Here is a 23,503-nt window from a genome sequence, read left to right as displayed (position 1 = left end):
CATGTGGGGAATTATCGCCACCTGGCGAATGGCGCTTGAGGGCGTCACCGAGTCGGCCTCTGCGCTGGCAGCAGGGAAACCGGTGGCTGCCGCGGTCGTGGATGCCGTTGCCGCCGTCGAGGACTTTCCGTTCTATAAATCGGTCGGCTACGGCGGGCTACCAACCGAAAATGGCGAGGTGGAACTGGACGCCGCCTACATGGATGGCGACACGCTGGCCTTTGGCGCCGTGGGAAATCTGGTGGATATCGCCAACCCGGTTCGCGTGGCGCAGGCGTTAAGCCGCCAGCGCTATAACAGCCTGCTGGTCGGCCAGGGCGCGCGGGAGTGGGCATTGAGCCAGGGTTTTGCCGACAAAACGATGCTCACCGACCGGGCCATGCAGCACTACCGCAAGCGCTGCCGGGAGACGCTGGATAAAGGCTTAAGCCCCTACGATGGTCATGACACCGTCGGGATTATCGGTCTCGATAAACAGGGATCCATGAGCGTGGCAACCTCCACCAGCGGCCTGTTTATGAAAAAGCGCGGCCGCCTTGGCGATTCACCGATCATCGGCTCCGGCTTATACTGCGACAGTGAAACCGGCGCCGCCACCGCCACGGGCGTGGGCGAAGATCTGATGAAAGGCTGCACCAGCTACGAAATTGTTCGCCGCATGGCGCAGGGGATGTCTCCGCAGCAGGCGGCAGATTCCGTGGTGTTCGAGCTGGAAGACAAGCTGATGTCGCGTTTTGGCCGCGCGGGCGATCTCTCCGTGGTATGCATGAATAACAAAGGTGAATTTGGCGCCGCCACCAACATCAAAACATTCTCGTTTGTGGTGGCGACCGCGCGCCAGCCGCTGACCGTGTTTCGCGCCGAACGCCTGCGGGAAAAAACGCACTATCAGGCGGTGGATGATGAATGGATGCAGGCCTATGCCGCACGGATCCGCGCCCCGATTGAGGAGTAATAATGATGACGTATCAGCTAATAACGGACCTTTCAGAGGCAACTCCACACAGCCATCTCATCGCCCGCAGCGCGTGCCCGCTGCTGCCGGACACTCCGCTGATTGCGGAAATGCGCGAACAGGACGCCGTTGCCGACACCCGATTTGGCTGTGCGCCCTTTGCACGCATCACCCTGGTGCCGGATGCACTCTGGCATGACGGGCTGACTGAAGGATTACTGACCGCCCTCCGCCCGCTGCTGGCGACGCCCGTCAGCAACGACGTAGTGCTGGATGTCACCCACATTGACGACGTTGTGCTGCAACAGCTCCTGCGTTTTCTTTTTAATCAGTCGCACAGGCTTAGCGATCTGCAGCTGAAGAAAGCGGACGATGTCACTTTGCGCGTTGAGCACGTTACCGCCCTCTGCCTGCCAGAACAGCAGGCGCGGCTGGACGTTATCTTCCGCCAGCAGCTCGCCATTAGCCGTGGAATGGTCGCCGCACGCCGTCTGGCCGATATCCCCTCCGACCGCTGCACGCCGCAGTTTATGGTGCAGGAGGCGCAGACGTTGTGCGCGGCTTTCCCTGCCCTGCGCTGTGACGTGCTGGATGACAAGCAGATCGTTGAACAGGGTCTGGGGCTGCTTCACGCCGTTGGCAAAGGCGCCTCCTGCCCGCCACGACTGCTGGCTATTCACTATGACGGTGTTTCTGACGGCCCGGTGCGCTGCTATGTAGGTAAAGGCATTACCTTCGATACCGGCGGCCTGTGGCTCAAGGATGGCGCGGGCATGTACACCATGAAATATGACATGTGCGGCGCGGCAAATGTGCTCGGGCTGATGCTGACCGTTGCAGAGCTGGCGCTGCCCGTGCGCCTCATGGGCGTGCTGGCGCTGGCAGAAAACGCCATCGGCCCGGATGCCATGCAGCCAGGCACGGTGGCGACAGCCTGCAACGGCACCACGGTTGAGATTAATAATACCGATGCCGAAGGCCGACTGGTGCTGGCAGACGCTATCGCCTGGGCCAGCCAGCGCCATCCGCAGGCACGCTACATTATCGATATGGCAACGCTGACGGGTGCGGTGGTCAAAGCGCTGGGATATGAGCTGAGCGGGTTGATGACCCAGGATGAACCGCTGCGCCAGGCGCTGACACAGGCAGGAAAACAGAGCGGAGATGAAGTGTGGTCCCTGCCGCTGGATGCGCGGATGAAAAAGCAGACCGACAGCGCCATCGCCGATTTGTGCAATACGCCGCCCAACAATGCGGCGATCAGTGCCTCGGCGGCGTGGCTGCTGCATCACTTCTGCCCGCCGACAATTCCGTGGGCGCATCTGGATATTAGCGGTACGGCGCTGTGGCGTGAGGGTGGCAGAAGCGTGGCCTCAGGGAGGCCGATTCCGCTGCTGGTGGAGCACCTGATGGGGGATCTCTAGCCGGGTGGCGGCTGCGCCACCGGGCAAACAACCTCAAAGCTTCAGAATATCTTTCACAAACGGAATGGTGAGCTTACGCTGGGCAGTAATGGAGGCGCGATCGAGCTGATCGAGCGTGTCAAACAGCGTGCGCATCTCCCGATCCAGACGCTTGAGCAGGAAACGCCCCACGTCTTCCGGCAGTTCAAATCCGCGCAGTCTGGCGCGCAACTGCAACGCCTGGAGTTTGTCTTCATCTGACAGCGGCTGCAGCTTGTAGATTTGCCCCCAGTCGAGACGGGAAGCGAGATCCGGCAGCCCCAGGTTAAGCTGGCGCGGCGGACGATCGCCGGTGATCAGCAGCCGGGTTTTGCCCGACTCCAGGATACGGTTATAGAGGTTAAAGATCGCCATTTCCCATGGCTCATCCCCCGCCACGCATTCGATATTATCGATGCAGACCAGTGAGAGATGTTCCATTCCCTCCAGCACGTCAGGCACAAACCAGGTACGTTTATCCAGCGGTACATAGCCTACCGCATCCCCCCGCGCAGAAAGCTCCGCACAGGCGGCATGCAACAGGTGACTGCGCCCCGCGCCTTCGCGTGACCAGATATAGATGTATCCGCTGTGATCCTGGCGCAGCACGTTCTGGAGTGCAGCCAGTAAAGAGGGGTTATCACCCGGCCAGAAACTCGCGAAAGTTTCGTCGTCAGGGAGATAGAGTGGCAGAGAGAGCTGTGCCGGTCCGTTCAGAAGTACCTCAACCAGATCTTACATAAAATCGGAACGGAGTTTAGCACGGAACCTGCCAGGAGAGAACCGGGCGATCCCTCACCCGGCTTTACGATCAGTGTGACGCTTTTTCGCTTTCGTCGGCGTCCAGTACCACCTCTTCCGGACGGATCACGGAAATCAGCTTGAAAATCAGGCTCAGGCCCACACCAACGATGGTCGCCAGCGCCATGCCTTTCAGCTCGGCCGCGCCGATGTGAACCTTCGCGCCGCTCACGCCGATGATCAGGATAACGGAAGTCAGGATCAGGTTCTGCGCTTTGCTGTAGTCCACTTTGGACTCAATCAGCACGCGAATACCGGATGCGCCAATTACGCCGTACAGCAGCAGAGACACGCCGCCCATCACCGGAACCGGGATGATCTGGATCGCTGCTGCCAGTTTACCCACGCAGGAGAGCAGGATTGCGATGATGGCCGCGCCGCCGATAACCCAGGTACTGTAAACGCGGGTGATCGCCATGACGCCAATATTCTCACCGTAAGTGGTGTTTGGCGTGGAGCCAAAGAAACCGGAGATGATCGTCGAGAAGCCGTTTGCAAACATCGAACGGTGCAGACCCGGGTCGCGGATCAGGTCACGTTTGACGATGTTCGCCGTCACCACAAGGTGGCCAACGTGTTCAGCGATAACCACCAGCGCGGCAGGCAGAATAGTGAAGATTGCAAACCATTCAAAGCGTGGCGTATAGAAGGTTGGCAGGGCAAACCAGTGCGCCTGAGCGATTGGGGTGGTATCGACAACGCCCATCACGAAGGAGAGTGCATAACCCGCCAGCACGCCGATCAGGATCGGGATAATCGCCATAAAACCGCGGAACAGCACGGAGCCAAATACCGTCACGCCCAGCGTCACCAATGAGATGATGATGGTTTTGGAGTCCGGCGACTGCCCATCAGCAGGCAGCAGACCAGCCATATTCGCCGCCACGCCTGCCAGCTCCAGACCGATGACGGCAACGATGGCCCCCATCGCCGCAGGTGGGAACATCACGTCCAGCCAGCCGGTACCGGCCTTCTTCACAATGAAAGAGACCAGGCAGAACAGCACGCCGCACATGATAAAGCCGCCCAGCGCCACTTCATACCCCAGGGGTAGCAGCAGCAACACCGGCGAGATAAAAGCAAAGCTCGACCCCAGATACGCCGGGATTTTGCCTTTACAGATAAAGAGGTACAGCAGCGTCCCGATACCATTGAACAGCAGCACGGTAGCCGGGTTAATGTGAAACAGGATTGGCACCAGCACGGTTGCGCCAAACATAGCGAACAGGTGCTGCAAACTAAGCGGGATAGTCTGTAAAAGCGGCGGTCTTTCACTCACCCCGATAGCACGGCGCGTCATAGTGTTTTCCTCTGAGATGGTTAGTTATGTGTGTTTTATTCAAAAAAAAGCCGACTCTCAAAGTCGGCTTATTTATCGTTATTCGATTATTTCGTACCAAAGATCTTATCGCCGGCATCGCCCAGCCCCGGGATAATGTACCCGTGCTCGTTGAGCCCCTGGTCGACAGACGCGGTGTACAGCTCCACATCCGGGTGTGCTTTTTCCAGCGCCGCGATCCCTTCCGGTGCCGCTACCAGCACCAGCACTTTGATGCTGCTGCAGCCTGCTTTTTTCAGCAGGTCGATGGTGGCAATCATTGAGCCGCCGGTCGCCAGCATCGGGTCAACCACCAGCGCCATACGCTCGTCGATGTTAGACACCAGCTTCTGGAAGTACGGAACCGGCTCCAGGGTCTCTTCATTACGGTAGATCCCCACCACGCTGATGCGCGCGCTCGGTACGTGCTCCAGCACGCCTTCCATCATGCCAAGACCAGCACGCAGGATTGGCACCACGGTAATTTTCTTACCTTTGATCTGCTCAACCTGCACCGGGCCGTTCCAGCCTTCGATGGTCACTTTTTCCGTTTCGAGGTCAGAGGTCGCTTCGTAGGTCAGCAGGCTGCCGACTTCAGATGCCAGTTCGCGAAAACGCTTCGTGCTGATGTCATGCTCACGCATCAGGCCCAACTTGTGTTTAACGAGTGGGTGTTTCACTTCCACAATCTTCATTCTCTTTCTCCTCTGAGGTGGCGTCCGCAAAAAAATCGCGGGATTATACCGCTTTTTTCGGATTAGGCCATACCCATCTTGCTTGACGTATATCAAGCAAAGTGATTTAGAGACAAAAAACCGGAGGCGAGACTCCGGTTTGGGTGCGGGGTTCTGCCGGGTGGCACTAACGCTTGCCCGGCCTACAAATCCCGTAGGCCCGGTAAGCGCAGCGCCACCGGGCAATTATAGCTGCTCGCCGTTGCTCGCAATCACCTGCTTATACCAGTCGAACGACTTTTTCTTGCTGCGGTTCAGCGTGCCGTTCCCTTCATTATCTTTATCAACAAAGATAAACCCGTAGCGTTTCTTCATCTCGCCGGTGCCGGCAGAAACGAGATCGATACAGCCCCACGGGGTGTAGCCCATCAGATCCACGCCATCTTCCACCACCGCTTTCTTCATCTCGCGGATGTGCGCAGAAAGATAATCAATGCGGTACTGGTCGTTCACCGTGCCGTCGCTCTCCTGCACGTCAATCGCGCCGAAGCCGTTCTCAACGATGAACAGCGGCAGCTGGTAGTGATCCCAGAACCAGTTCAGGGAGTAGCGCAGGCCAACCGGGTCAATCTGCCACCCCCAGTCAGATTTCTGCACGTACGGGTTGGAGACCAGACTCTTGCTTTCATCGTAATCCAGTTCCGGGTTGTCCGCCGTCGCTTTGGTGGCGAAGGACATATAATAGCTAAAGCCGATGTAATCCACGCAGCCCTGCGTCAGCGCCGCTTTGTCTTCTTCGGTAATGTCCAGCGTGAAACCACGACGCGCAAAGTAGTTAAGCAGATGCTGCGGATACTTGCCGCGCACGTGAACGTCGGTGAACCAGTAGCGACGATGCATCGCGTTCATCGCCATCATGATGTCGTCAGGCGCACAGGTCAGCGGATAAATGGGGCACATGGCAATCATGCAGCCGATCTGCAGGGAAGGATTAATCTCGCGCCCGGCTTTCACCGCCAGCGCGCTGGCCACCAGCTCGTAGTGCGCGGCCTGGAACATCACCGGCTCACGGTCTTCACCCGGCGCATATTTCAGCCCGGAGTTAGTAAACGGCGCAAAATCTTCGTGGAAGTTAGCCTGGTTGTTGATCTCATTAAAGGTCATCCAGTACTTCACTTTATGCTGATAGCGCTGGAAGACCGCTTTGGCAAAGCGGACAAAGAAGTCGATCAGCTTACGGTTGCGCCAGCCGCCGTACTCGGTGACCAGATGATACGGCATCTCAAAATGCGACAGGGTGATAACCGGTTCGATGCCGTATTTGAGGCACTCATCGAACAGGTCATCGTAGAATTGAAGGCCCGCTTCGTTCGGCTCCAGCTCGTCCCCTTTCGGGAAAATACGCGTCCAGGCAATGGAGGTACGGAAGCATTTGAACCCCATCTCCGCAAAGAGTTTGATGTCTTCCTTATAGCGATGGTAAAAATCGATGGCTTCGTGGTTAGGGTAGTTTTTCCCAGGCAGCACGCCGTTGGTGATCTCACGCGGTACACCGTGGGCGCCAGCGGTCATGACATCGGCGACGCTCACCCCTTTACCGCCCTCTTTCCAGCCACCTTCCAGCTGGTGCGCGGCCACCGCGCCGCCCCACAGAAAACCTGCTTTAAATCCTGACATACTCTTTCCCTCATTCGATGTTGCTGATTGCTGACGGATACTGCTGTCTGAAGTGGTAAACCGCACCGACAAGACCGGCCCGGTTGCCGTGGCTGACGACATCGGCGATATCCGCGATGCCAAACCACGCAAGATGAGTGCGAAGCAGATCCATAAATCCGGGCCGCTCCGCGATACCGCCGCCAATGAAAATGGTCTGCGGATCGAACACATTCGCCAGGTTGTAGAGCCCTGTTGCAATGCCGTTAAGAAAATCATCAACCAGGCGGCGACACACCGCGTCGCCTGCGTCATAGCCATCAAAAATGGCTTCACCTGTAACGTCCTCAAGCGTCAGACCGTGAAAGTCGGCATAGCGCTTGCGAAGCGTGCGTAATGTGCAGTTTTCATTCATGGAGTGGCGGGCCACGCGCCGTGAGTCAGCCCTTTCCGTGAGCATGTAGCCGAACTCTCCGGCGCGAAAACGCGCCCCGTGAACCAGCCTGCCGTTGCAGAAAATCGCCCCGCCGATCCCGGTGCCGATGGTTAGCACCAGAAAGTTGTCCATCTCTTTTGCCTTGCCCTGCCAGCGTTCCGCCAGCAGCACGCAGTTGGCGTCATTCTCCACGGTGACCGGTAAACCCGTCTGCGTCTCAAGCCAGCCTTTCATCGCGAACTGGTCGAAGCGGCGAATGGCCCCGCCCATCGCAATAAACCCGGTATGCGGATTGACATACCCCGGCGCGCTGATGGCGATCCCCTCAAACCCGGGATGCGCCGCCACCCAGTTCAGCATCTGCGACAGTATAGCGTCGCCATCGCTGTTCTTAATGGCGGCCTTATCCGTCTGCAGCAGCTCGCCCTGCGCTGTCACAATACCCATTTTTAACGCGGTGCCACCGATATCAAATGCGGCGATGTTCATGACGTTCATCCCTCCTGAATGAAACTGAAACCGGTTTCAGTTTCATGATGTTCATTCGCTAAACCGCTTGCAAGCAGATCGCCGAAACCGGTTTCATTTTCGTGAACGGAGTCAAGTTTGCGCGCCACCTGAGGTGTCACAGAAAAAAAGATCCTCGCGCCGAGAATAGGCTCGCAAACGTTTGCCTGGACTGTTAGAATTGCGCCGATTTTTCTTACTAGCTATGCAATCGCGTGGGGACTTGAGCCGTGACCAACAAAACTTCTCTCAGCTACAAAGATGCCGGTGTTGATATTGACGCAGGTAATGCGCTGGTTGACCGAATCAAAGGTGTGGTGAAAAAAACCCGCCGCCCGGAAGTGATGGGTGGTCTGGGTGGCTTCGGCGCACTGTGCGCGCTGCCGCAAAAATATCGTGAACCTGTTCTGGTCTCGGGTACTGACGGTGTAGGCACAAAACTGCGCCTGGCGATGGATTTAAAACGTCACGACACGATCGGTATCGATCTGGTCGCGATGTGTGTAAACGACCTGGTGGTACAAGGCGCTGAGCCGCTGTTCTTCCTCGACTACTACGCGACAGGCAAACTGGATGTGGATACCGCAGCCAGCGTGATCAACGGTATCGCCGAAGGCTGTCTGCAGTCTGGCTGCGCGCTGGTTGGCGGTGAAACCGCGGAAATGCCTGGCATGTATCACGGTGAAGATTATGACGTCGCAGGCTTCTGCGTGGGTGTGGTAGAAAAATCAGAAATTATCGACGGCAGTAAAGTGGCTGATGGTGATGTGCTGATTGCGCTGGCCTCCAGCGGCCCGCACTCTAACGGCTACTCGCTGGTGCGTAAAATCCTCGAAGTAAGCGGTTGCGACCCACAAACCACTGAGCTTGAAGGTAAACCTCTGGCTGACCATCTGCTGGCACCGACCCGCATCTACGTGAAAAACGTGCTGGAGCTGATTGAGAGCGTTGACGTTCACGCCATTGCCCACCTGACCGGTGGCGGCTTCTGGGAAAACATTCCGCGCGTACTGCCGGACAACACCCAGGCGGTAATCGACGAATCGTCCTGGCAGTGGCCAGCGGTCTTTAACTGGCTGCAAACCGCGGGCAACGTGAGTTCTCACGAAATGTACCGCACCTTTAACTGTGGCGTAGGTATGGTGATCGCCCTGCCCGCGAGCGAAGCGGATAAAGCCGTTAAGCTGCTGACGGACAAAGGTGAAAACGCGTGGAAAATCGGTATTATCAAAGCTTCCGATTCCGAACAGCGTGTGGTCATTGAATGAAAAACATCGTGGTGCTCATTTCCGGTAACGGAAGCAATTTGCAGGCCATCATTGACGCCTGCAAACAGAAGAAAATCAATGGCACCATTCGGGCAGTATTCAGCAACAAGGCCGACGCGTTCGGCCTCGAGCGCGCCCGGGAAGCAAACATTCCCGCGCACGCGCTGGAAGCCAGCCAGTTCGCCGGCCGTGAAGCCTTTGACCGCGAACTGGTTCAGGAGATTGACGCCTACGCGCCGGACGTTGTGGTGCTGGCGGGCTATATGCGCATCCTGAGCCCGGCGTTTGTCGGGCACTACGCCGGGCGTCTGCTGAATATCCACCCTTCGCTTCTGCCGAAATATCCCGGCCTGCACACCCATCGTCAGGTGCTGGAAAACGGCGATGAAGAGCACGGGACTTCGGTGCATTTCGTGACCGATGAGCTGGACGGCGGACCGGTGATCCTGCAGGCGAAAGTCCCGGTCTTTGACGGCGACACCGAAGACGATGTCACCGAACGCGTGCAGAGCCAGGAACATGCCATTTATCCGCTGGTGGTCAGCTGGTTTGTCGACGGGCGTCTGGCGATGCGCGACGGTGCCGCCTGGCTGGACGGCGTGCAGCTTCCACCGCAGGGTTATGCGGCCGAAGAGTAGTGTGTGATGTCGGGTGGCGCTGCGCTTACCCGACTTCCTCACCGCAGTCTCAGACACGCCTCTCCTCCAACCCTCTAAAATCCTCAACAAAAAAAATAACTGTCATACTTTTCTGGCACTGTTGGACATATCGTGGAAATGCTCGCCATAATAAGGACGAGACGGATTTACCACGTCCTGTGATTGAACTGGAGTGTGAGCTGTAATGGGTCAGGAAAAGTTATATATCGAGAAAGAGCTAAGCTGGTTAGCATTCAACGAACGCGTACTCCAGGAAGCGGCAGACAAAAGCAACCCGCTTATCGAGCGCATGCGCTTTTTGGGCATTTATTCCAACAACCTTGATGAGTTCTACAAGGTTCGCTTTGCCGAACTGAAACGGCGGATCATCATCAGCGAAGAGCAGGGCTTAAACTCTCACTCGCGCCATCTGTTAGGCAAAATTCAGTCCCGCGTGTTGAAAGCCGATCAGGAATTTGACGGCCTGTATAACGAGTTGCTGCTGGAGATGGCACGCAATCAAATCTTCCTGATTAACGAACGTCAGCTCTCCGTTAACCAACAAAACTGGCTGCGTCACTACTTTAAACAGTATCTGCGTCAGCACATCACCCCTATTCTGATCAACCGCGAAACCGATCTGGTGCAGTTCCTGAAAGATGACTACACCTACCTGGCGGTGGAAATTATTCGCGGTGAATCCATCCGTTACGCGCTGCTGGAGATCCCGTCCGACAAGGTGCCACGCTTTGTGAACCTGCCGCCGGAAACCCCGCGCAGACGCAAGCCGATGATCCTGCTGGATAACATCCTGCGTTACTGCCTGGACGATATCTTCAAAGGCTTCTTCGATTACGATGCGTTGAACGCCTATTCGATGAAGATGACCCGTGACGCCGAATATGACCTGGTGCATGAGATGGAAGCCAGCCTGATGGAGCTGATGTCCTCCAGCCTCAAGCAGCGTCTGACGGCCGAACCGGTGCGCTTTGTCTATCAGCGTGATATGCCAGACGCGATGGTGGAAATGCTGCGCGACAAGCTGACTATCTCGCGCTATGACTCCATCGTGCCGGGCGGTCGTTACCATAACTTTAAAGACTTTATTGGCTTCCCGAACGTCGGCAAAGCCAATCTGGTGAACAAACCGCTGCCGCGCCTGCGCCACCTGTGGTTCGATAAGTTCCGTAACGGTTTCGACGCCATCCGCGAACGCGACGTCCTGCTCTACTACCCGTACCACACGTTTGAACACGTGCTGGAGCTGCTGCGTCAGGCCTCCTTTGACCCGAGCGTGCTGGCAATCAAAATCAATATCTACCGCGTGGCCAAAGACTCCCGCATCATCGACGCGATGATCCACGCCGCGCACAACGGCAAAAAAGTGACCGTGGTGGTTGAGCTGCAGGCACGTTTTGACGAAGAGGCCAATATCCACTGGGCGCGCCGTCTGACGGAGGCGGGTGTACACGTTATCTTCTCTGCGCCTGGCCTGAAAATTCACGCCAAGCTGTTCCTGATCTCCCGTAAAGAGGGTGACGACGTGGTGCGCTATGCCCACATCGGTACCGGGAACTTTAACGAGAAAACCGCACGAATTTATACCGACTACTCGCTGCTGACCGCCGACGCGCGCATCACCAACGAGGTGCGTCGGGTGTTCAACTTTATTGAGAACCCGTACCGCCCGGTGAGCTTCGATTATCTGCTGGTGTCACCGCAGAACTCGCGCCGCCTGCTGTACGATATGATCGACAAAGAGATCGCCAACGCCCAAAAAGGGTTGTCCTCCGGCATCACGCTGAAGCTCAACAACCTGGTCGACAAAGGACTGGTGGACAGACTGTATGCCGCGTCCAGCTCTGGCGTTTCGGTCAATCTGCTGATCCGCGGCATGTGTTCCCTGATCCCTGAACTGGAAGGCATCAGCGACAATATTCGCGTCATCAGCATTGTTGACCGCTACCTTGAGCACGATCGCGTCTATATTTTCGATAATGCGGGAGATAAACAGGTCTATCTCTCTTCTGCGGACTGGATGACACGCAATATTGACTACCGAATTGAAGTCGCGGCGCCGCTGCTGGATCCGCGTCTGAAACAGCAGATCCTCGACATTATCGAGATTCTGTTCAGCGACACGGTGAAAGCACGCTATATCGACAAAGAACTCAGTAACCGCTATGTACCGCGCGGCAACCGCCGCAAAGTGCGGTCACAACTGGCGATTTACGACTATATCAAATCACTCGAGCAACCCGATTAACCTATGCCGATAAATGATAAGACCCCACGACCTCAGGAATTCGCCGCGGTCGATCTTGGTTCTAACAGTTTCCACATGGTCATCGCCCGTGAGGTGGATGGCGCGCTGCAGATCATCGGTCGTCTGAAGCAGCGCGTACACCTGGCAGATGGTCTTGATGAACGCAGCATGCTCAGCGAAGAGGCGATGGAGCGCGGCTTAAACTGCCTGTCGCTGTTTGCCGAACGCCTGCAGGGCTTCTCGCCTTCCAGCGTCTGCATTGTGGGCACGCATACCCTGCGCCAGGCGCTGAATGCCCCTGAATTCCTCAAGCGTGCGGAAAAAGTGATCCCCTACCCCATTGAGATCATCTCCGGTAACGAAGAGGCGCGTCTGATTTTTATGGGCGTTGAGCACACGCAGCCGGAAAAAGGCCGCAAGCTGGTGATTGATATCGGCGGCGGCTCCACAGAGCTGGTCATTGGCGAAGACTTTGAACCGCGTCTGGTGGAGAGCCGCCGTATGGGCTGCGTCAGCTTTGCGCAGATGTATTTCCCGGGCGGTGCGATCTCCCGGGAAAACTTCCAGCGGGCGCGCATGGCCGCCGTTCAGAAGCTGGAAAATCTGGCCTGGCAGTACCGGATCCAGGGCTGGAACGTCGCGCTGGGGGCCTCGGGGACCATCAAAGCGGCCCATGAAGTGCTGCTGGCGATGGGTGAAAAAGACGGTTTTATCACCCCCGAACGCCTGACGTTGCTGACCGAAGAGGTGCTGAAACATAAAAGTTTCGACGCCTTAAGCCTGCCGGGTCTTTCCGACGAGCGTAAAGCGGTGTTTGTACCGGGGCTGGCTATCCTGTGCGGTGTATTCGATGCGCTGGCCATTAAGGAGCTGCGTCTCTCTGACGGTGCGCTGCGTGAAGGCGTGCTGTATGAGATGGAAGGCCGCTTTCGCCATCAGGATATTCGCAGCCGCACCGCGCAAAGCCTGGCAAACCAGTACAACATCGATCGCGAGCAGGCGAAGCGGGTGCTGGAAACGACCGTTCAGATGTACGATCAGTGGCAGGAGCAAAATCCGAAGCTTGCTCATCCGCAGCTTGCCGCCCTGCTGAAATGGGCCGCGATGCTGCACGAAGTGGGGCTGAACATCAACCACAGCGGCATGCACCGCCATTCTGCCTATATTCTGCAAAACAGCGATTTGCCGGGCTTCAACCAGGAGCAGCAAACCATGATGGCCACACTGGTGCGCTATCACCGCAAAGCCATTAAGCTTGACGATCTGCCGCGCTTCACGCTGTTCAAGAAAAAGCAGTTCCTGCCGCTGATCCAGCTGCTGCGTCTGGGCGTGCTGCTGAATAACCAGCGTCAGGCCACCACCACGCCGCCCACGCTGAAACTCAAAACGGATGACCATCACTGGACGCTGAGCTTCCCGCACGACTGGTTTAGCCAGAATGCGCTGGTTCTGCTGGATCTGGAAAAAGAGCAGCAGTACTGGGAAGCGGTCACCGGCTGGCTGCTCAAAATCGAAGAAGAGAGCGCTGACGTCGCGGCGTAACGGCTCAGGCGTCCGCTACGGACGCCTCTGCCTCCAGCAGTGACTCAAGTGCCACCGGCCGACCTATCAGATAGCCCTGCACATAATCGATGCCAAGCGCGTGCACCGCGCTACGTATCTCTTCAGTTTCCACATATTCCGCAACCACCAGCATCTTTTTCATTCGCGCTAAATGGCAAATAGAGGCCACAATCTGGTAATCCAGGCTGTTGCTGACGATATTGCGAATAAAGCTGCCGTCAATCTTGAGGATGTCCGCATCCACGCTTTTCAGCCGCGCATAGCTCGCATAGCCGGTACCAAAATCATCTATCGCAATGCGTACGCCCATTTTTTGTAGCTGCCGGAGGGTATGCATCGCCTGCTCCGCGCTGCCGAAGGTGCTGCACTCGGTCACCTCAAAGATCAACTGCCACGGCTCCACGGCGTAGGTGGTCAGGAGTCGACTCACCTCCAGCGGGAACTGCACGCGACAGACGGTTGAGGGGGCAAGATTAATGGCAAAGCGCTGGCCGGGCAGCCTGTCACGGTGTTCGGCCAGGAAGCGTAGCGTGCGCTCCAGCACCCACAAATCGACCCGCGACGACAGGCCAAACTCCTGAGCGACGGGCAGGAACCGATCGGGAGTAAGTAACGCGCCGTCCGCATCCGGCATCCGCAGCAGCACTTCATGATAGCGATCGCCACGCAGGCCGCGAACGGGCTGCGCCAGCAGGGTGAATTCGTTGTTGTCGAGCGTCTTTTGCAGGCGGCTCATCATCGCGACTTTATCCTTCAGGCTGCGCTGCAGATGGACTGCACCACGCTGCTGAAGATTTTCCGGATGGTTAGTGGAGAGCGACAGATCGGCAATCTCCCCCAGCTCTCCTAACACCAGATAGAGATGATTCACCGGTGAACGCACGTAGCAGTAACTCACCCCCACCTGCGGCTGCAGCGGCATACCATCCCAGACAAAGCGGAACTGTTTAATGTGCTCGTCAAGCGTATCAATGCGCTGCTGGTGTGATTCCGCGTTAAGCCGTACGGCCAGGTCACAGCCGGTCAGGTGATAGACGCGCTCGTTGGGCTGGAGCGTACCGTTAATCCATTGCGCCAGCTGCTGCTTGTATAAAATACGCAGTAACACACCGTAGTTTCGCCCCAGCACCTCCAGTTCAGGAATGCGCAGTAAACAGAGCGCCGACCACGGTTTTTTAGCCAGTTCCCGTGACAACGCCCGCAGGTTGGGCATATGTACGACCGGGTCAAGAAGCGCCAGTCTGCTGGCGCGCTTATTCACGGCGCGCTGGCGAGTCGCCAGCATCGACATATAAATCACCACAAACGAGAAGACCAGATAGCTGGAAGAGGTGATCGCCAGTTGAATGTCATATCCCTGGTTCACAGGAATATAGCGGTAATAATAATGAATAGAGACCAGCAGGACCGGCGTCCAGATAAGCGACGTCAGCCTGTAACCAAAGCGCATTGCCCCCCAGAGCATCACCGGCATCAGGAGCGACAGGGTGTAGTTGGTGGTGAAAATAGAGCTATTTTCATTCATCGGCATCAGCAGCAGTAACAGCAGCCCGCCAAGGACGAGAAACCAGAGCAGAAACTCGGTGACCGTCACCTTTTTGTCTATCTGGGCGCGGATCTGAGAAATCAGTGCCCGGAAATAACGCGGATGGCGAATCAGTCGGATCAGCAGGTAGCTCAGCGGTACGCCCGTCAGCCCACTCACCAGCAGCGCCTGATAGTTAACCAGGGTGCGAATATTAAGGGGATTGAGTCCCGCCAGGCTCTGGCGACTCTCGTACACGCCAAGATATACCGCAAACTGAAACAGCACCAGAAACAGCGTGGCAGGGCAAAAGACTTGCCAGAAAATGCGCTGCGCCATCAGTCGCACATCCCCGTAAGCCGTCATATTACGTCTGGGAGCAAAGACGCGATAACCGCCCCAGCTCAGCACTAAAGGAATGATAAAATGGAAAACCGCGGCGATGGTTTCAAACAGCCCAACTGACGCGTAGTAGCGAAGAAACAGCGATAACACCATTCCGGGAATGGCGGCGGCGCCGAAAAACAGCATTAACGTGAGCAGGAAAAACAGCGGCAGATAATAAAGAGCCACAATACCGTCGCCCAGTTGCGTCAGGGTATTGGCCGCGCTCAGCACGGGGAGCAACACCACCGGTAAAATAAGCGGCAGCGCCCACCAGCGGTCTTTATTCTGTTTCAGGAAAGCGATAGTGTTCATAGATGCCCGGTTAAACCCCTTTCTCCAGAGGGAAAATGAAGACAGGCATCCGACCTGACGTACGTGCTGCCCGGTAACATCCGGGGCAAACAGTGTGGAGGAGGGATTTTAAATACCACTGCGCGGAATCCGTTGACTTAAATCAAACTAATTAATTCAAAGTTTCCTTTATTCCGTTTTTTTCCGGTTAATTTTCTTCGTGTTATCAATATCGTAAATGCAATTATTATTTTTAATAACATCGGTTAATGTATATGTTGACGGTTATTTACACATTGCAGAATTGACCCACCCTTCCCGCTGTGCCTTAATATCCGCGTCGCCCAAAAGGGTATGTCCAGGAAAAACACAGTGAGTCAGGCCACACGTATGCGAAAACGACATCGATTTAACACTCGAATGACCCGCATCATATTGCTCATCAGCTTCCTGTTTTTCTTTGGCCGCTTCGTTTATTCCTCCATTGGTGCCTGGTATCACCATCAGGACAAACTCCAGTCGCAGCAAACCAGCCTGAACGTCGATACTGCCGATCGCTAATCCGCCGGTGGGTTTTGTATTATCCGAATAATGGCCGCGATCCCTTTGCTGAGGATCTTATCCTGACGCATCACAACAGCCAGCTGCCGCTGCAATACGGGTTCAAGCGACATGACGCTTAGTCCTTCGCGGTCAGCGGCATGTTCAACCGCCATTCGCGGTACAATGCTATAACCCAACCCCGCGCGAACCATCCGTTTGATGGCCTCAATGCTGCCAAACTGCATCACCGGCGCAATCGCTAACCCACATGCCGCAAACCAGCCATCTATCAGCGCGCGGGTGCCACTGCCGGATTCAAATGCAATCAGTGGCTGAAGGTGCAACGCCTCAGGGGTTAAACGCGAAAATCGCTCCTGCTGCATAAGCGAGGCAATAAAAACAAACTCTTCGTCCATCACCGTCATGACGTCCAGACTTTTACCACTGACCGGCAGGGTCACCAGCCCCAAATCGAGACGGTTTTCTTCTATCGCCCTGACAATGTCGAGGGTGTTGCCCGTGGTTACCCCCACTTTCAGGAGCGGGTAGTCGCTGCGTAACTGCTGCAACAACGGCGGTAAAAGATGGATACAGGCCGTTGCGCCAGTGCCAAGCGTCACGGTGCCGCTCACGTCGTGGCTGAACTCACTCACGGAACGAACCGCTTCATCTACCGCCTGCTGAATACGCTCTTCGTGGAGCAGCAGAGCCTGTCCGGCAGGTGTAGCCTTGATGCCGCGCCCGGTTCGTTCTACCAGCCGCGCTTGCAGAAACTGTTCCAGCTGACGTATTTGCAGACTAACGGCGGGCTGGGAAATACCGAGCAGATCCGCTGCAGCCGAAAAACTGCCGCGCTGGATCACCAGACGGAAGGTCGCAAGATGTCCCAGATTGAGCGTCGTCATGCAAAGTTTCTCTTATACGGGTCATAAAGATACGGCACTGCCAGCACAATACCGCGCCCGTTATGCTCAGGACAACTGAATAACGGAATGAAAACTCATGGAAACACCTGCACTTCCCCGCCGCCTCGCCCTCACCGCCGGATGTAATCAACTTATCAACTGGGGGATCTCTTTTTATATGCCCGGCACTTTTGCCCTCGCCATTATCGCCGACAGGGGATGGACATCGCCCCAGCTCTATCTCGGCCTGACGCTGGCGATGCTGGTGATGGCCGCCGTCTCCCCTTTTGTCGCCCGTCTGCTGGCACGCTTTGGCGGGCAAAACGTGGTGATGAGTGGAACGCTGCTGATCGCCGTAAGCTGCGCGGGGATGGCATACACCCAAACCCTTTTCGGCTGGTACAGCGCCTGGCTGGTGACCGGTATCGGGATGCGCCTGTCGCTCTACGATGCGCTATTCGCCGCGCTGGTAAACCTGTATGGACAGCAGGCGCGAAAAACGATCTCACGCATTACGCTGGCAGGTGGGCTGGCGTCTGCTGTTTTTTGGCCGCTGGGAGACACGCTGTTGAAGGTGATGAGCTGGCAGCATGCGCTGCAAATTTACGCTCTTTTTGGACTGCTGAGCGCGGTATGCATTCGAACCCTCCCCCAACAGCGTCTGGCGATTACCCGCAGCGTAAGTGCCCCCATCCCGGCCGGTGAACGGCGTAACGGCTGGCTTTACGCAACGTTTATCGCACTCATTACGTTCGTCTCTAACGGCACATCCACCCACCTGCCGGAGTTTATCGCCAGCGTCGGCCTGCCGATCGCCCTCGGCATGCTGTGGGGACTCGGCCAGACGGGGGCGCGCGCGATCGAGGTCATGGCGGGAGCCCGCTCAACCCCACTCTCCCTTACGCGCTTTACCGCCCTCGCGATGCCGCTCTGCTTTCTTCTTGGGCTAAGCAGTACCCTGTATGCCTGGTGTGCTGCCGGATTTGTGCTGGGCTATGGCGCCATCAACGGGCTGGTGACAATCGTCAAAGCCACGCTACCGCTGGCGCTGTTCAGCGCTGAAAGCTATGCCCGGCGCACTGGTTTGCTTCTGATCCCCGCACAACTGATGGCAGCAGCGTCGCCGTTTGCATACGCATGGCTTAACAAAACGCTGGGGATCGCGGGTGCTATGTGGGTTTCTACCGGGTTAACGCTTGTAATTGCCGGGCTGGCGATCGCCATTGTGCGCCGTTCGGGCACGCAGAATGTATCACACTGTATCGAGAACGCCCCGCAGACAAGCCGGTACAAAAAGCCGCCCGCAGCAAACATCTCTGATACATAAAAATGGTCTTCTGTGTTCGTTATCACTATGAACCGATAAGGAGACACAGATGATTCGCCGATATTTATTGCTCCCGGCCCTGGCCGTGGCATCGGTCAGCTCCTGGGGGGCACCACTGGATAATCTCAGCGCCGCCGACGTCAACGGTCCGGCTGCCGTTGCCCCGCTTGAGCAGCCCCAGCCGCCCGCCAGGCTGATTGTCGATCCGCCGCTGGCAGGCCCGCTGAGTAAGGGTGCCGTCTTTATTCAGTACCGTGTTGAAAACCTGCGCATTGAACCTGTCTTTGGGCCCGACGCGCTGAAAGTCACTCCGCGCATCGGCCATATTCACGTTGTGGTGGATGACGCCCCCTGGCACTGGGCGGACACCAGCGGTGAGCCGGTGATTCTGGTGGGACTGCCCGCCGGTAAACATAAGGTGACCATTATCCTGGCCGACCCGACGCATAAGCCTCTCGACCATAAAACCCTTGAGTTCACCGTGCCGCCGCATGCGCCGGTCCACCATTTCTGAGGAGTCTGAAGATGAAAACAGTATCGATACTGACGGCGGGTCTGCTGGCGATGTCGGCCAGCGCCTTTGCGCAGAGTGAAACCAGCGTGGTGCTGGTGCATGGCGCCTTTGCCGACGGCAGCAGCTGGAACAAGGTGATTTCCCGTTTACAGAAACGCCACACCGAGGTTATCGCCGTTCAGCTGCCGCTCACGTCGCTGAAAGATGACGTAGCAGCCACCCGGCGCGCCATCGCTCGCGCACACGGGGACGTAGTACTGGTAGGTCACTCCTGGGGCGGCACCGTGATTAGCGAGGCCGGCAACGATGCGCGGGTGAAAGCGCTGGTGTATGTGGCGGCGTTCGCGCCGGACGCCGGTCAGTCAACGGCAGAGCTGGCGAATAGCTACCCGGCGCCACCGGGGAGCGCGGGTATCGCGAAAACCGCGGACGGCTTTTTATACCTGCCGCCTGCGTCGGTCAGTAAGGACTTCGCACCGGATGTGAAACCGGGTGAACAACAGATCATCGCCGCCACGCAGGGGCCAATAAAGGGCGATGCGTTTGGTGAAAAGATCACTCGCGCGGCGTGGCACGCTAAGCCGAGCTGGTATGTGGTAAGCAAGAACGACCGGATGATCAATCCTGAGCTTGAACGCGCGATGGCGAAGGCCATCCATGCGAACACCACCGAGGTCGCGGCAAGCCACGTGTCGATGGTGAGCCAGCCGGAAGCCATTGCGCGCACGATTGAGCAGGCGAGGCAGATGCACTGAAGACAATTCGGCCAGCGGCGCTGTGCTTGCGCGAGCCTACGGTTTCGCAGGTCGGGTCAGCGCAGCGCCACCCGACAAGAAAGGCCGCTTCAGCCCCCACTCTCTGCGGGATAATCCCGGTTAATCCACGCGTGGTCCTCTTCCCACGTGAACATCCATTTGCGTACCGGCCCGGCCATTACGTTGAGGTAGTAGCTGTCATACCCCGCCATGGTTGCCACCGGGTGGTAGCCCTTCGGCACCATCACCACGTCACGGTTGTAGACCGCCATGCATTCATCCAGCGTTCTGTCGTCAGTGTAGACCCGCTGCATGCAGAAACCCTGCTCCGGGTTGAGGCGATGGTAATAGGTCTCCTCCAGATACGTCTCCTGGGGCGGATTATCCGTGTCGTGCTTATGGCTCGGGTATGAGCTGGTGCAGCCTTCGTTGGTCCAGACCTCCACCACCAGCAGGCTGTCAGCCGGTTTGTCTTCCGGCAGAATGTTGTGCACATAGCGCTGGTTATGGCCTTTGCCGCGCGCTTCAGCGTCGATATCCTGCGGTGCAATCAGCCGCGTCGGCCAGCTACCTTTACCCGGAGCGGCGCAAACCGCCAGTTCCAGCTTCGTGAGCGCCTTCACCTGCACCGTCTCCTGCGGGGTAACGTACACCGCCCACGGCTTGATGCGCTCGAACGGGCTCATCCGCTCGCCTATATCGTTAAACTGCGCGGAAGGCGTGCTGATGGAGGCGCGCCCGGCCACCAGTACCAGACAGCGCTCTTCGCTGACCGCGGGCAGCGTCAGCTGCTGCCCCTCCTGCAGCTCATAGGCCTCAAAGCCAACATATCCCCACCCGGCGCGTTCCGGCGTGACGGACTGGGTCCGCCCCTCAGCGTTCGGCTGTTGCCAGCGTGATAACAGACGTGACATGTCACCTCCTCAGATAAGCCCGGCGTCGCGCGCCAGGCGGCTCAGGTTGTTATACCCCAGACGGGCATAGGTCAGCGGATGGGCAATCGCCGGATCCTGCTCCGCCTCCACCACCAGCCAGCCGTGATAATCCTGCGCTTTAAGCAGCTGCATGATCGGCGGATAATCCACGCAACCGTCGCCCGGCACGGTAAATACGCCGCTCAGCACCGCATCAAGGAAGCTGGTTTTGCGGTTTTTGACATCCGCCAACACGTCGGCACGCACGTCTTTGCAGTGAACGTGGTTGATGCGCGACGCCCAGCGCTGCGCCACCGCCAGCGGATCGGCCCCGGCAAAAGTCAGGTGACCGGTGTCCAGCAGCAACCCGACCTCTTCGCCGGTATGGGTCATCAGGTTGTCCACGTCGTCGGCGGACTCAATTACCGTCCCCATATGGTGGTGATAGGCAATCTGCACCCCCTGCTGCTGGGTCTCGCGGGCAAATTCCGTGAGCTTCTCGCCATACTCCTTCCAGCGTGCCTGCGGGAAGCGCGGGCGCAGATGCACCGGCGTCTGCTGCTCGCCATGAATGCAGCCGCTCACCTCCGCAAATACCAGCACCTTTGCCCCCAACTCACGCAGCAGCGTCAGGTGGGACTGCACGGCGGCAATCTCCTCTTCCACGCTGCGCTCCAGCAGGCGACCGGAGTACCAGCCAGAGACCAGCTGCAGATCGTGGCGCTGCAAAATGGGGCCAAGCAGGCGCGCTTCACGCGGGAATTTGTTGCCCAGTTCGAAACCGGCAAAACCGGCCTCTTTCCCCTCGCTCAGACAGGTCTCCAGCGGCGTTTCGGCACCAAGGGAAGGCAGATCGTCGTTAGTCCATGTCAGCGGGTTAATGCCTAATTGCACACTCATTGTCGTCTCCATTATGCGTGTCCGCGCTCGCGCCACCAGGCGATAAGCTGCAGGTAATTGTCCCGGATGCGCGCCACCAGCTGCGCATCGTCGATATCGTGTTTCAGCCATGCGCGGGAAGCTTCGCCAAACAGCGTGCGCCCCACGGCAAATCCTTTCACCAGTTCGTGCCCTGCCGCGGCGTTAAACCCGGCACGCAGCTGCTCGGCAGGCGCATCCAGCCCGAGGATCACCACCCCACGGCAGTGCGGATCCCGACGCTGGATAATCTCGCTCAGTGCCGTCCAGCCATCGGATGTCAGCGGCGGCAGTTTCCACCAGTCCGGGTAAATACCCAGGTTGTAAAAGCGGGAGATGGCGCGCAGATAAAGTTCATCGCTGCGCGGCATGCTGGCGGGCAATATCACCTCCAGCAGCAGCTCATGCCCGGACTGGCAGCAGGCGTGGTAGACCTCGGCAATTTTCTGCTCCTGCTCCAGGCGCAGGCCGTGGGCGTCTTCCGGGTGGAAAAAGACCAGGCACTTCACCACGTGCTCCTGCGGCCAGCTGATAAGCTGGGTGCCGATGTTGCCGTGCTCCATCTCCAGCGGACGGGAGCCCGGCAGCTCAATGGGCCGCCCGATCCACCACCCTTCGCCGGTAATGGCGTTGAGCGCGTCCTGACCAAACGTACCGTCGCACAACAGGCCCGCTTTGCCTGCCAGCCCGGCACGGCTCGCCGCCTCGCGGCTGGCCTGCAGGATCAGCTGCTTGAGCGCCGGAATACGTTTAAGCGACGCCCCGCACTGCAGCACCATATCTTCAAGCTGGCTGCGGTGATCGAACGCCATTACGCACAGCTCCGGCCATTCGCGGCGACGGGTGGTGACCCGGTGCAGATGGTTCAGACGCGGGTCGAGATCCGGACGTGGGACGAGTGCGGCGCGCGAGAGATAGTCATCCAGCTCAATTTTGCTCGGCATCGCCGGGGCGCAGCCGTGGCGCGAAACCACCAGCGCGCCGCAGGCGTTGGCATAGCGACATGCCTGTTCCCAGCCTTCATCGTTCAGGTAGCCGCGCAGCAGGCCGGACATAAACGCGTCCCCCGCGCCGAGGACGTTCAGCACCTCCACGCGCACGCCGGTCACCGTCAGGCCGTCATCCAGACGGGCCGGAATGGCACCGGTATAGACCGAACAGCCAAGCGCGCCGCGTTTGCAGACCAGCGTGGCCTGGCTCACGGCACGCACCTGCGCCAGCGCCTGCAGGGTGTCGGTGCTGCCGCCCGCAATGTGGAACTCCTCCTCGGTGCCGACAATGACGTCGAAGAGGTGCAGCACCTCCTGCAGCTCGCGGGTGACCTGATCGGCCGCGATAAAGCGTGTTTCGCCGTCGCCTAAGGAGGTCAGCCCCCACAGCACCGGGCGGTAATCAATGTCCAGCACCGTGCGTACGCCGTGACGGCGGGCGTAACCCAGCGCCGTCAGCACCGCCTCGCGGGTCTGGGGATGAGAAAGGTGAGTCCCGGTGATGGCAAGACACCGTGCGGAGGCAATGTAGCTTTCATCCACATCGTTGGCCGTAATGGCCATATCCGCGCAGTTATCGCGATAAAAAATCAGAGGAAAGGTGTCCCGGTCTTTAATGCCGAGTAGCACCAGCGCCGTGAGGCGTGTTTTATCGGTGATCAGATGGCTGGTATCACAGCCCACCTGATTTAGCTCTTCGCGCAGGAACCGGCCCATATGCTCGTCGCCCACGCGCGCCAGCATCGACGAACGCAACCCCTGGCGCGCCGTGCCGTACGCCACGTTGCCGGACGAGCCGCCGAGATATTTGGCAAAGCTCGACACATCCTCCAGCCGCGCACCAATCTGCTGACTGTAGAGGTCTACCGCCACGCGGCCCATGCATATCACATCAAACTGCTTTTCCACGT

The 23,503-nt window shown here is 57.8% G+C and carries 20 protein-coding genes; 10 read left to right on the top strand and 10 right to left on the bottom strand.

Annotated elements, in window-relative coordinates; all coding sequences use genetic code 11:
- The first annotated feature begins 1 nt into the window (after position 1).
- Together ACTJJI_RS07220 and ACTJJI_RS07215 are read left to right on the top strand one after the other, a co-directional pair.
- Positions 2–955, top strand: coding sequence for a N(4)-(beta-N-acetylglucosaminyl)-L-asparaginase (locus ACTJJI_RS07220; RefSeq protein WP_440653567.1), 954 nt, complete (start codon positions 2–4; stop codon positions 953–955).
- Positions 956–957: 2 nt separating this feature from the next.
- Positions 958–2,379: a leucyl aminopeptidase family protein gene (locus ACTJJI_RS07215; RefSeq protein ID WP_440653566.1), complete on the top strand. Its 1,422-nt coding sequence runs from the start codon at positions 958–960 to the stop codon at positions 2,377–2,379.
- Between the two features lie 33 nt (positions 2,380–2,412).
- On the opposite strand, the gene ACTJJI_RS07210 is transcribed toward ACTJJI_RS07215, so the two are convergent.
- The 5 genes from ACTJJI_RS07210 to bglK form a co-directional block, all read right to left on the bottom strand.
- Entirely contained in the window at positions 2,413–3,114 is a 702-nt protein-coding gene (locus tag ACTJJI_RS07210) for a DnaA inactivator Hda (RefSeq protein WP_211944493.1), read from the bottom strand.
- A 94-nt stretch (positions 3,115–3,208) separates the two neighbouring features.
- Positions 3,209–4,498: a uracil permease gene (gene uraA, locus ACTJJI_RS07205; protein ID WP_013098238.1), complete on the bottom strand. Its 1,290-nt coding sequence runs from the start codon at positions 4,496–4,498 to the stop codon at positions 3,209–3,211.
- 86 nt (positions 4,499–4,584) lie between these two features.
- Complete coding sequence (gene upp, locus ACTJJI_RS07200; RefSeq protein ID WP_003860560.1) at positions 4,585–5,211, bottom strand: uracil phosphoribosyltransferase; 627 nt, start codon at positions 5,209–5,211, stop codon at positions 4,585–4,587.
- A gap of 225 nt (positions 5,212–5,436) precedes the next feature.
- Complete coding sequence (locus tag ACTJJI_RS07195; RefSeq protein WP_440653565.1) at positions 5,437–6,867, bottom strand: 6-phospho-beta-glucosidase; 1,431 nt, start codon at positions 6,865–6,867, stop codon at positions 5,437–5,439.
- A 10-nt stretch (positions 6,868–6,877) separates the two neighbouring features.
- Positions 6,878–7,771 (bottom strand): beta-glucoside kinase BglK, encoded by an 894-nt coding sequence (bglK, locus tag ACTJJI_RS07190; protein ID WP_440653564.1) that lies wholly within the window; start codon positions 7,769–7,771, stop codon positions 6,878–6,880.
- A 248-nt stretch (positions 7,772–8,019) separates the two neighbouring features.
- Here bglK and purM point away from each other — a divergent pair, with 248 nt between their 5' ends.
- The 4 genes from purM (at position 8,020) to ppx (ending at position 13,503) form a co-directional block, all read left to right on the top strand.
- Positions 8,020–9,057, top strand: coding sequence for a phosphoribosylformylglycinamidine cyclo-ligase (purM, locus tag ACTJJI_RS07185; protein WP_014832866.1), 1,038 nt, complete (start codon positions 8,020–8,022; stop codon positions 9,055–9,057).
- Complete coding sequence (gene purN, locus ACTJJI_RS07180; protein ID WP_014832867.1) at positions 9,054–9,695, top strand: phosphoribosylglycinamide formyltransferase; 642 nt, start codon at positions 9,054–9,056, stop codon at positions 9,693–9,695. Before purM ends, purN begins: the two co-directional genes overlap by 4 nt.
- 205 nt (positions 9,696–9,900) lie before the next feature.
- A complete protein-coding gene (gene ppk1 / locus ACTJJI_RS07175; RefSeq protein WP_440653563.1) occupies positions 9,901–11,961 on the top strand; it encodes a polyphosphate kinase 1 in 2,061 nt (686 codons plus the stop codon).
- 3 nt (positions 11,962–11,964) lie between these two features.
- The gene (ppx, locus tag ACTJJI_RS07170) at positions 11,965–13,503 is read left to right on the top strand and encodes an exopolyphosphatase (protein WP_014832869.1); all 1,539 of its coding nucleotides are present in this window, start codon (positions 11,965–11,967) and stop codon (positions 13,501–13,503) included.
- Positions 13,504–13,507: 4 nt separating this feature from the next.
- Here the strand turns inward: ppx and ACTJJI_RS07165 are convergent, their stop codons facing one another.
- Positions 13,508–15,748 (bottom strand): EAL domain-containing protein, encoded by a 2,241-nt coding sequence (locus ACTJJI_RS07165; protein WP_315620885.1) that lies wholly within the window; start codon positions 15,746–15,748, stop codon positions 13,508–13,510.
- Between the two features lie 369 nt (positions 15,749–16,117).
- On the opposite strand from ACTJJI_RS07165, the gene ACTJJI_RS07160 reads away from it, so the two are divergent.
- Positions 16,118–16,288, top strand: a complete 171-nt coding sequence (locus ACTJJI_RS07160; protein ID WP_028027964.1) for a YfgG family protein — start codon at positions 16,118–16,120, stop codon at positions 16,286–16,288.
- Here the strand turns inward: ACTJJI_RS07160 and ACTJJI_RS07155 are convergent.
- Complete coding sequence (locus tag ACTJJI_RS07155; protein WP_047360342.1) at positions 16,285–17,175, bottom strand: LysR family transcriptional regulator; 891 nt, start codon at positions 17,173–17,175, stop codon at positions 16,285–16,287. The two genes, ACTJJI_RS07160 and ACTJJI_RS07155, sit on opposite strands and share 4 nt — an antisense overlap.
- A gap of 97 nt (positions 17,176–17,272) precedes the next feature.
- Here ACTJJI_RS07155 and ACTJJI_RS07150 point away from each other — a divergent pair, with 97 nt between their 5' ends.
- Genes ACTJJI_RS07150 through ACTJJI_RS07140 form a run of 3 tightly spaced genes read left to right on the top strand, consistent with a single transcriptional unit; the run spans position 17,273 to position 19,771 of the window.
- Positions 17,273–18,502 carry an MFS transporter gene (locus ACTJJI_RS07150; RefSeq protein WP_063411874.1) on the top strand — a complete coding sequence of 410 codons (1,230 nt, stop codon included), beginning with the start codon at positions 17,273–17,275 and terminating at the stop codon, positions 18,500–18,502.
- A 49-nt stretch (positions 18,503–18,551) separates the two neighbouring features.
- Positions 18,552–19,016, top strand: a complete 465-nt coding sequence (locus ACTJJI_RS07145; protein ID WP_014832874.1) for a DUF6130 family protein — start codon at positions 18,552–18,554, stop codon at positions 19,014–19,016.
- An 11-nt stretch (positions 19,017–19,027) separates the two neighbouring features.
- Positions 19,028–19,771, top strand: coding sequence for an alpha/beta fold hydrolase (locus ACTJJI_RS07140; protein ID WP_368278362.1), 744 nt, complete (start codon positions 19,028–19,030; stop codon positions 19,769–19,771).
- A gap of 89 nt (positions 19,772–19,860) precedes the next feature.
- Here the strand turns inward: ACTJJI_RS07140 and iolB are convergent, their stop codons facing one another.
- Genes iolB through ACTJJI_RS07125 form a run of 3 tightly spaced genes read right to left on the bottom strand, consistent with a single transcriptional unit; the run spans position 19,861 to position 23,501 of the window.
- Complete coding sequence (iolB, locus tag ACTJJI_RS07135; protein WP_014832876.1) at positions 19,861–20,685, bottom strand: 5-deoxy-glucuronate isomerase; 825 nt, start codon at positions 20,683–20,685, stop codon at positions 19,861–19,863.
- A gap of 9 nt (positions 20,686–20,694) precedes the next feature.
- Positions 20,695–21,585: a myo-inosose-2 dehydratase gene (gene iolE / locus ACTJJI_RS07130; RefSeq protein ID WP_440653562.1), complete on the bottom strand. Its 891-nt coding sequence runs from the start codon at positions 21,583–21,585 to the stop codon at positions 20,695–20,697.
- 11 nt (positions 21,586–21,596) lie between these two features.
- On the bottom strand, positions 21,597–23,501 hold the full coding sequence (locus tag ACTJJI_RS07125; protein WP_440653561.1) for a bifunctional 5-dehydro-2-deoxygluconokinase/5-dehydro-2-deoxyphosphogluconate aldolase: 1,905 nt from the start codon (positions 23,499–23,501) through the stop codon (positions 21,597–21,599).
- Positions 23,502–23,503: the final 2 nt, after the last annotated feature.

It is taken from the genome of Enterobacter sp. 22466, assembly GCF_052044775.1.
GTDB classification, from domain to species: Bacteria; Pseudomonadota; Gammaproteobacteria; order Enterobacterales; family Enterobacteriaceae; genus Enterobacter; species Enterobacter dissolvens.
Note: the sequence above shows the minus strand (reverse complement) of the source record. Positions and strands in the feature narration are given on the sequence as shown.